8 protein-coding genes and 3 tRNA genes are annotated in these 8,596 nt (G+C 74.0%); 6 read left to right on the plus strand and 5 right to left on the minus strand.

Translation table 11 applies throughout. The features are described from left to right. Nucleotides 1-1,281, minus strand: a 1,281-nt coding sequence (locus ABD308_RS03425; RefSeq protein ID WP_344325303.1) for an FGGY family carbohydrate kinase, incomplete at its 3' end; no start/stop codon positions are given. Between the two features lie 167 nt (nt 1,282-1,448). Continuing rightward, entirely contained in the window at nt 1,449-1,742 is a 294-nt protein-coding gene (locus ABD308_RS03430; RefSeq protein WP_344325306.1) for a hypothetical protein, read from the minus strand. A 247-nt stretch (nt 1,743-1,989) separates the two neighbouring features. On the opposite strand from ABD308_RS03430, the gene ABD308_RS03435 reads away from it, so the two are divergent. After that, nucleotides 1,990-2,062, plus strand: a tRNA-Asn gene (locus ABD308_RS03435). 60 nt (nt 2,063-2,122) lie between these two features. Beyond that, nucleotides 2,123-2,195 (plus strand) — tRNA-Asn (locus ABD308_RS03440). 110 nt (nt 2,196-2,305) lie between these two features. On the opposite strand, the gene ABD308_RS03445 is transcribed toward ABD308_RS03440, so the two are convergent. Next, complete coding sequence (locus tag ABD308_RS03445; protein WP_344325309.1) at nt 2,306-3,055, minus strand: trypsin-like serine peptidase; 750 nt, start codon at nt 3,053-3,055, stop codon at nt 2,306-2,308. A gap of 233 nt (nt 3,056-3,288) precedes the next feature. Between ABD308_RS03445 and ABD308_RS03450 the strand changes: the two genes are divergently transcribed. Together ABD308_RS03450 and ABD308_RS03455 are read left to right on the plus strand one after the other, a co-directional pair. After that, nucleotides 3,289-3,362 (plus strand) — tRNA-Ile (locus ABD308_RS03450). 138 nt (nt 3,363-3,500) lie between these two features. After that, nucleotides 3,501-4,415 (plus strand): 1-aminocyclopropane-1-carboxylate deaminase/D-cysteine desulfhydrase, encoded by a 915-nt coding sequence (locus ABD308_RS03455; protein ID WP_344325312.1) that lies wholly within the window; start codon nt 3,501-3,503, stop codon nt 4,413-4,415. A gap of 7 nt (nt 4,416-4,422) precedes the next feature. Here ABD308_RS03455 and ABD308_RS03460 read toward each other — a convergent pair whose 3' ends face one another. Together ABD308_RS03460 and ABD308_RS03465 are read right to left on the minus strand one after the other, a co-directional pair. Continuing rightward, the gene (locus tag ABD308_RS03460; RefSeq protein ID WP_344325315.1) at nt 4,423-5,964 is read right to left on the minus strand and encodes an LCP family protein; all 1,542 of its coding nucleotides are present in this window, start codon (nt 5,962-5,964) and stop codon (nt 4,423-4,425) included. A gap of 138 nt (nt 5,965-6,102) precedes the next feature. Next, nucleotides 6,103-6,567 (minus strand): MarR family winged helix-turn-helix transcriptional regulator, encoded by a 465-nt coding sequence (locus ABD308_RS03465; RefSeq protein WP_344325318.1) that lies wholly within the window; start codon nt 6,565-6,567, stop codon nt 6,103-6,105. A gap of 75 nt (nt 6,568-6,642) precedes the next feature. Between ABD308_RS03465 and ABD308_RS03470 the strand changes: the two genes are divergently transcribed. Beyond that, nucleotides 6,643-7,695 carry an NADP-dependent oxidoreductase gene (locus ABD308_RS03470; protein WP_344325321.1) on the plus strand — a complete coding sequence of 351 codons (1,053 nt, stop codon included), beginning with the start codon at nt 6,643-6,645 and terminating at the stop codon, nt 7,693-7,695. Nucleotides 7,696-8,049: 354 nt separating this feature from the next. Beyond that, entirely contained in the window at nt 8,050-8,544 is a 495-nt protein-coding gene (locus tag ABD308_RS03475; RefSeq protein ID WP_344325324.1) for a DUF3145 domain-containing protein, read from the plus strand. The last annotated feature ends 52 nt before the right edge of the window (nt 8,545-8,596 follow it).

Below are 8,596 nucleotides of genomic sequence, written 5' to 3' on the forward strand. Positions count from 1 at the left end.
CGCCCAGGCGGCCTGCCGGGCCGCGCCGCGCGCCGCGTGCGCGCCGGGCGGCGGGACGACCACCGGCACGCCGAACAGCTGCGGCGCGACGTGCCGCACCGCCGCCAGCCGCCCGGCGGCGCCCAGCAGGAAGACCCGCTTGACCTCGACGCCGCGGGCGCGCAGCACGTCCAGGGCGTCCGCGCTGTTGCAGAGCATGCCCTCGACGGCGGCCCGGGCCACGTGCTGGGGGGCCATCGACTCGGCCCGCAGGCCGGTCAGCGTGCCGGCCGCGTGCGGCAGCGCGGGCGTCCGCTCGCCGTCCAGGTAGGGGAGCAGCACCAGCCCGTACGCGCCGGGGGAGGACCGCAGGGCGAGGTCGCTGAGGCCCTCCAGGTCGAGGCCGAGCAGGGCGGCGGTGGAGCGGAGCACCTGGGCGGCGTTCAGGGTGGCGACCATCGGCAGGTGGCGGCCGGTGGCGTCGGCGAAGGAGGAGACCAGGCCGGTGGCGTCCACCACGGCCCGCTCGTGCACCGCGAAGATCGTCCCGGAGCTGCCGAGCGAGACCACCGCGTCGCCGGGGCCGAGGCCCAGGCCGAGCGCGGCGGCCATGTTGTCGCCGGTGCCGGCCGAGATGAGCAGGCCCTCGGGGGTGTGGCCGGCGGGCTCGGCGGGGCCGAGCACGTCCGGCAGCCGCAGCTCGTGGCCGAGTGCCAGCTCGACCAGGTCCTGCCGGTACTCGCCGGTGATCGGGGACCAGTAGCCGGTGCCGGAGGCGTCGCCGCGGTCGGTGGTGCGGCGCTTGGGGTGGCCGAGCAGCTGCCAGACCAGCCAGTCGTGCGGCAGCAGCACCTCGGCGATCCGCCGGGCGTTGGCCGGTTCGAACTCGGCGAGCCAGCGCAGCTTGGCGACGGTGTACGCGGGGCTGGGGACGGCGCCGATCNNCGTCCAGGCCGCCGGGCCGCCCAGCTCGGCCAGCAGGGCCGCGGCGGCGCCGCTGGAGCGCGGGTCGTTCCACAGGATCGCCGGCCGGACCTGCACACCGCCGGCGTCCAGGCCGATCATGCCGTGCTGCTGGGCGCTGACGCCGATCGCCCGGACGCCCTCCAGCAGGCCGCCGGCCGCGGCGTCGCCGAGCGAGTGCAGCCAGAGCTGCGGGTCGGCCTCGCCGGGGCGGGCGTCGGGGTCCTCGGGCGCGGGGTGGGGGGCCTTGCCGGAACGCAGGACGGCGCCGGTTCCGGCGTCGCACGCGACGATCCTGGTGCGACCGGTCGAGCTGTCTATCCCCGCGACGATGGCCATAGTCGAGATCATGCCTCAGCGGGCGCGCGGGCGCGGCCCGCCCGGGCAAGTGTTGCCCGTTCGGTACCGCGCCCGGGAGCCCTCGTCCGGCCGGCCTTCACCACCGTGTCACCCGCCCGTCACGGACGGCCGCTAAGGGGTGCCGCGGGCCGGGTGCGGGACGCCGGTCAGGGCCGGTAGGTGCCCCAGCTGTCGTCCTCGCTCCTGGACCGGTTGAAGTACGGCACCCGGTCGGTGACCGAGTTCGGCAGCCGGTCGCCCACCTTGTCGGCCACCGCCCCGGCGGCCTTCCCGGCGACCGCGCCGGCCTGCTGCCGGGCCTTGCCGGCCGCGCCCTGCACCGTGGGGTTCTGGGCGACCTGCCGGGTCACCCTGGCGATCTGCTCGTAGCGCCGGCGTCCTGCCCGCGTGCCCAGGACGTAGCCCGTCGCGAGTCCGACACCGAACGACAGCTTCCACATGGTCGGATTCCACCCTCTCCTGGCGGCCATTGCCGCATTGCCCTACCCGTCCGCCGGGACGGTGAACCGTCGGTGCCCCCAGCATCCACGGACGCCGTCCCGGGCGCGCGGGGAACGCGCCGGGCGGGGCCGCCCGGTGGCGGCCGCGGAAAGCGATTGGCGGACCACCCCCCCGAGTGCGCTAATGTATGTCCCGCAGCGAGCGCCGAGGAGCCCGGGAGACCGGGGGCCGGAGCGGGAAGCTCGATCCCCCATAGCTCAATTGGCAGAGCAGCCGACTGTTAATCGGCAGGTTATTGGTTCGAGTCCAATTGGGGGAGCTCGGGTGGCGGCCCCTGGGGCCGGTCGCCCGTCCGTGGTACGGGAGTCGTGTACCGCGATCCCGCATAGCTCAATTGGCAGAGCAGCCGGCTGTTAACCGGCAGGTTTTTGGTTCGAGTCCAAATGCGGGAGCTGCGCCGGGTCCGCCCGGTGACTGCTCAGAGCGAAGGCCCCTCGGTAGACCGGGGGGCCTTCGTGTTGTCCCGGTCGTCCCGGAGGCCGCCCGGCCCGCGTGAGTCCCGTCACGCCACGGCCCGCTGGAAGAGCTCGGCGACCCGGTCGTCGAAGGTGACGCTGTACGAGGTGCCCGGCGTCTCGCCGCCCTCCTGGTAGCCGCCGATCACGCCGATCACCCGGCCGTTCGCGGTGAGCCAGGGGCTGCCACTGGTGCCGTCGGTGTAGCCGGCGCAGTCGAAGCGCTCCTGGGTCGGGCTCTGCGAGGCGGTCAGGCCCGAGCAGGTGATCGGCTCGTCGCGCTCGTTGGGGTAACCGGTGACCGAGACCGCCAGGCCGAAGCCCTGGGCGGTGCCGAGCGGGTTGCCGCCGACCGCGTCCTCGACCTGCCGCCCGCCCACCGCGCCCACGGTGACGAACGCGACGTCGTACTCGGGGTCGGCGCCGGCGGACCAGCGCGGATCGACGGTGACCGATCTCACCGGCCAACTCCCGTACGGTGAGTACCCGTTGCGGTAGCCGGGGGTGAACACCAGGCCGTCCAGCAGGCCGATCCGGTGGTTCTCCACACAGTGCGCGGCGGTCACCAGCAGATTGCGCCGGGGGCTTCGCACCACGCTCGCCGTGCACGCCCGGGGCCCCTGCGCGGTGTGCACCGAGAGCGTGCCGACCCGGTCCCAGGCCGGGGTCCGCGGGGCCACCGCCGCGCTCCGCCCGCCGTCCTGCCCGCCGCCGCACGCGATCGCGGCGGCCAGCAGCAGGACCGCCACCGCGGCCGTCCTGGCGGCGCGCGCGGTCCGGACCGGGCGGGAGGGCATCCAGGGCTCCGTCTCGTCCTCGGGGCGGGCACGGCCGATCACGCGTTCCGCCGTTCGAGCCCAAGATCTACCAGGCCGGTCCGCCCCGCGCCACCGTCGCCCCGCCCGCGCCCGCGTCCACCGCCGCGCCCCCGGCGCGCACCACGGGTGATCGACCGGCTATGCTGCCCGGGACGGCCTTTCGGGGCCGTCTGCTGCTGCCGCGACCGGCCTGCCGTCGCGCGCTGCGAACCGGGGCGGTAGCTCAGCCGGTTAGAGCAGGGGACTCATAATCCCTTGGTCGTGGGTTCGAGTCCCACCCGCCCCACCCTCCGTACCCGCGCGAGCGGCCCCCTGGCTGGGAAAACCCTAGGGGATCGGGCATGCCGCCACGCCGCGACGCGCTGGAATTCACCCGGACGATGACGCCCTCCCGGGCCCCCGCGTGGCTCCGTATGCTGGGCGGATGCTTGCCGTCCCGCGTGTGCCCACCCCCGTCGTCGACTGTCCTGACGAGGTGTTCGAGCGGGCCGGGGTGGAGCTGCGGCTGAAGCGGGACGATCTGGTGCACCCGCTGGTGCCGGGGAACAAGTGGCGCAAACTGGGGCCCAATCTGGAGCTGGCGGTGCGCGAGGGCCACCGGCGGCTGGTGACCTTCGGCGGGGCGTACTCGACGCATCTGCGGGCGGTGGCGCTGGCGGCCGGGGCGCTGGGGCTGGAGAGCGTGGGGCTGGTGCGCGGCGAGGAGCTGGCGCGGGCGCCGCGGAACTGGTCGCTGCGGGCCGCCGAGGAGGCCGGGATGGAGCTGGTGTTCCTGTCCCGGGCCGAGTACCGGGAGGCCACCGGGCGGGCGGGTGCGGACGGCGCCGGGTCCGGGGGGCCGCCGGGGCGCTGGGGGCCGTGCCTGGTGCTGCCCGAGGGCGGGTCCAACGCGCTCGCGGTGCGCGGCGCGCGGGAGGTCGTGGCGGAGCTGGCCGGGCTCGGGGAGCGGGACGTGGTCTGCTGCCCGGTCGGCACCGGCGGCACGCTGGCCGGGATCGCGGCCGGGCTGCCGCCCGGGGCGCGGGCGCTGGGCGTGGCGGTGCTGCGCGGCGCGGAGGGCTACCTGGAGGGCGAGGTGACCCGGCTGCACCGGGAGGCGTACGGACGGGAGTTCGGCGGCTGGCGGATCGAGCACGGGTTCCACGGCGGCGGGTACGGGCGGGTGCCGGCCGCGCTGGAGGAGTTCGCGGCCGGCTTCGAGCGGCGGCACGGCGTCGCCCTGGAGCGCCGCTACGTGGCGAAGACGCTGGCCGCCCTGTACGGCCTCGCGGCGGCCGGCGCCTTTCCGCCCGGCACCCGGCTCACCGCCGTCGTCACCGGGCTTCCCGACCCGGTCTGAGCCGTGCTCAGCGGCCCTGCGCCACCCTCGGCCAGGTGAGGTCGGCGCAGGGATCGGCGTCGGCGGTGCGGCTGTTCTGGGCTATCGCGCTGGGGACGCTGGTGGGCAGCGGGCCGGTGGGGGTGGCGGACGCGGCGCCCGGGGTGCCGGCGTCGGTCGGCGGGACCGGGGCGGCGGTGGGGCGGTAGTCGCGGCCAAGGGTGACCACGACGCCCTCGGAGCCCGGCTCCTCGGTCAGCCGGGAGCCCGGGAAGAGCGCGGCGATCCGCTCGGCGACGGCCTTGAACGGCGGGTCGTAGGCGATCTCGGTGCTCAGCCGGCCGCCGGTGGTCTGGCCGAGCGCGACGTTCTGGAAGCCCTGGGCGCGGATCGCCGCCGCGCCGCGGCCGGCGAGTCCGTCGGTGCCGACGCCGTTGACCACGGTGATCGGGCTCGCGAGCTGCTCGGCGCTGAGCGGGGTGGCGGTCGGCGAGGGCTCGGACGCGGTGGGCGCGGCGCTCGCGCTCGCGGGGTCGGGGACCTCGCCGGTGGCCTGGCCGTCCAGGGTGCGGTCCTCGCGCAGCAGCCGCCACAGGGTGTCCACGTCGGGGTGGACGAGGTCGATCCGGCCGCTCTGCACGGTGGAGAAGCGCCAGGGGGCGGTGACGAAGGTGATGTCGGAGAGCTCGATCCCCTGCAGCGACTGGGCGAAGTCGACCAGCTTCATCGCGGTGCCCAGGCCCTCGTCGACGGTGAGCGAGCGGGTCGCGGCGTCGGCCAGCGGGAGCAGGGTCGGCAGCGAGAAGCCCTGGGACTGGATCTTGCGGATCATCGAGGAGAGGAAGGCCTGCTGACGCTGCATCCGGCCGATGTCGGAGTTGTCGCCGAAGCCGTAGCGGGCGCGCAGGTAGTCGACGGCGGGCTGGCCGGATATCTTCTGCGGGCCCTTCTTGAGCTTGATGTTGTGCGAGTTGACGTCGTTGGGGACGCAGACGTCCACGCCGTTGATGGCCTCGGTCATCGCGGCGACGCCCTTGAAGTCGACCACGATGGTGTGGTCGATGCGCAGGCCGGTCAGCGCCTCGACGGTGTTCTGGGTGCAGGCCGGGTTGCCCTGGGCGGATTCGCCGATGGTGAAGGCCTCGTTGAACATCTGGTTGGTCCGCGGCTTGGTCCAGTCGCCGCTGGGCAGCCGGCAGGACGGGATGGTGACCAGGGCGTCGCGGGGGATGGAGACGCCGACGGCGTGCTTGTGGTCGGCGTAGACGTGCAGCAGGATCGCGGTGTCGGAGTGGCCGACGCCCTCGTCGCCGCCGCCGAGGTCGGCGTTGCCGTCGTTGCGGGTGTCCGAGCCGAGCAGCAGGACGTTGACCGGCACCGAGGCGCCCGGCGCGGTCGGCGCCGGCGCGGGCGGGCGCTCGGTGGCCACGCCGCCGGCGTCGAAGGTGGTGATGTTGGTGTCGAGCCGGTGGTAGAACCAGGCCCCGGCGCCGGCCACGGACAGCACCAGGACGGCGGCGAGCCCGATGACGGTCCGTATGACTCGTCGGCGTCGCGAGCTGTTGCTCACCCTTCCCGTCCCCCCGTCTCGCGCTCTGTCGTCCCACCCGTACCGCCTGGTCGCGGCAGGTGTAGACCTTCGAACGTTAGACGTTTCGAGGGAGTGTTCGGTTACCTCCGATCGGCGGTCAATTCGCTGTGATGCTTCTCACGCGCCCGGTCCGGAGGCGCCGGCGAGCATCCGCCGCAGCAGGTCGCGCAGCTGGGTCCGCTCGTCCGGGCCGAGCGCGGCCAGCGGCTCGCGGGCGAAGTTCAGCGACTCGCGCAGTTCCTCGGAGGCGGTGCTGCCGGTGTCGGTGGCGGCGACCAGCTTGACCCGGCGGTCCTGCCGGTCGGGCTGGCGGGTGACGAAGCCGCGGGTTTCCAGCCGGTCCACGATGCCGGTGACGTTGGAGGGTTCGCAGCTGAGCGTCTGGGCGATCTGGCGCATGGGCATCGGGCCGCGCCGCAGCAGGGCGAGGACCTTGGCCTGCGCTCCGGTGAGCGAGCGGGCGGCGGCGGCCTCCTCGTACTCGCGGTGGAAGAGCGCGACCAGGTTGGCCATGAGATCGACGACCTCGCGGGTGATCTCGTCGGCCGGCGGCGCGGTGTCCCGGATCGGCTGGGCGTTCATGGTGACCAGTCTACCGTGAATATTTGACAACGTGAACCTTTCATGCACATTGTTACTTCACTACCTCAACCTTTCATGTGGGAGATCACCATGGCCGCCGAGCCGACCGCGCCGGAAACGCCCGCTTCCGCCCGTGAGTGGCACCTCGCCGCCCGTCCGCGGGGCTGGCCGGTGCCGACCGACTTCGCCCTCGTCGAGGCGCCGGTCCGCGCCCCGGGCCCGGGCGAGGTCCTGGTCCGCAACACCCACCTGTCGGTCGACCCCTACATGCGCGGCCGGATGTCGGCGCGCAAGTCCTACGTGGCGCCGTACGCGCTGGGCGAGCCCATGCAGGGCGGCGCGGTCGGCCGGGTCGTCGCCTCGCGGGCGGAGGGCTTCGCCGAGGGGGACCACGTCCTCCACTTCTCCGGGTGGCGCGAGTACGCGACCTTCGACGCCCGGACGGCCGTCAAGGTCGACCCGGACGCCGCGCCGCTCCCGGCCTATCTGGGCGTGCTGGGCATGCCGGGCCTGGCCGCGTACGCGGGACTGACGCGGATCGCGGAGGTCAAGGCCGGTGACGTGGTGTTCGTGTCCGGCGCGGCGGGCGCCGTGGGCGGCGTCGTCGGCCAGATCGCCAGGCTGAAGGGCGCGTCGCGGGTGATCGGTTCGGCCGGCTCGGACGAGAAGGTCGAGCTCCTCGTGAAGGACTACGGATTCGACGCCGCGTTCAACTACCGGAACGGCCCGGTCGTCGAGCAGCTCCGGGCCGCGGCTCCCGGCGGCGTCGACGTGTACTTCGACAACGTGGGCGGTGAGCACCTGGAAGCCGCCATCGAGGCGATGAACCAGCACGGCCGCATCGTGGTGTGCGGCATGATCTCGCAGTACAACGCCACCGAGCCCACCCCGGCCCCGCGCAACCTCGCGCAGATCATCGCCAAGCGCTTCCGCATGGAGGGGCTGCTCGTCGGCGACCACTACGACCTCCAGCCGAGGTTCGTCGAGGAGGTCTCGGCGTGGGTGCGCTCGGGTGAACTCAAGTACCGCGAGACGGAGACCCGGGGCATCGACAGCGCGGTGGACGCCTTCCTCGGCGTGCTGCGCGGCGCCAACACCGGCAAGATGGTGGTCCGCCTGGACGGCTGACGCCCGGTCACCGCGCTCCGCCTCGTACCGGCCCGGCCGGTACGAGGCGGTTTGCGTACCCGGCGGAGGGGAGCGGGCCGCACTACCGCATTCCGGCCGGATCCGAAAGTGCGTCATCCGCGCCGAGGGGCGGCGCGGTACGGTGGTCACGCCCGGCGATGGGGCCGTTCGGGGGAGAGATCCGACCGAGGGGTGGACCTCGTTGCGGATTCGACTAGCATTGAGCGAAAGCCTGTCCGTTTTGCTCAATTTAGTGGCTTAATGTCGGCTAACGTGGGTAACTGCGGATCAACTACGGGCACGAACACGAGGCAGCTGGGGAAGGCGACCCTCGTCCACAGCCTGGAGGTCCCGGTGACGACACGTGGAGTCCTGTACATCCACTCCGCGCCCCGCGCGCTGTGCCCGCACGTCGAGTGGGCCGTCGCGGGGGTGCTCGGCGTGCGGGTGAGCCTGGACTGGATCCGCCAGCCGGCCGCGCCCGGGCACTGGCGTGCCGAGCTGTCCTGGCAGGGCGAGCCCGGTACGGCCTCGAAGCTCGCCTCCGCGCTGCGCGGCTGGCAGCTGATGCGCTACGAGGTCACCAGCGAGCCCTGCGCCGCCGCCGAGGGCGAGCGGTACAGCAGCACGCCCGCGCTCGGCATCTTCCACGCCGTCACCGGCATCCACGGCGACATCCTGATCCCCGAGGACCGGCTGCGCGCCGTCCTGCTGCGCGCCCGCAGCGAGGGCACGGACCTGGAGGCGGAGATCGCCGCGCTGCTCGGCAAGCCCTGGGACGACGAGCTGGAGCCCTTCCGCTACGCCGGGGAGGGTGCCCCGGTGCGCTGGCTGCACCAGGTGGTCTGACCGGACGTCGGGAAACGACGGAGAGGGGGCCGGCGCTCGTCACGAGCGCCGC

Origin of the sequence: Kitasatospora putterlickiae, from assembly GCF_039527695.1 — a bacterium.
GTDB lineage: Bacteria > Actinomycetota > Actinomycetes > Streptomycetales > Streptomycetaceae > Kitasatospora > Kitasatospora putterlickiae.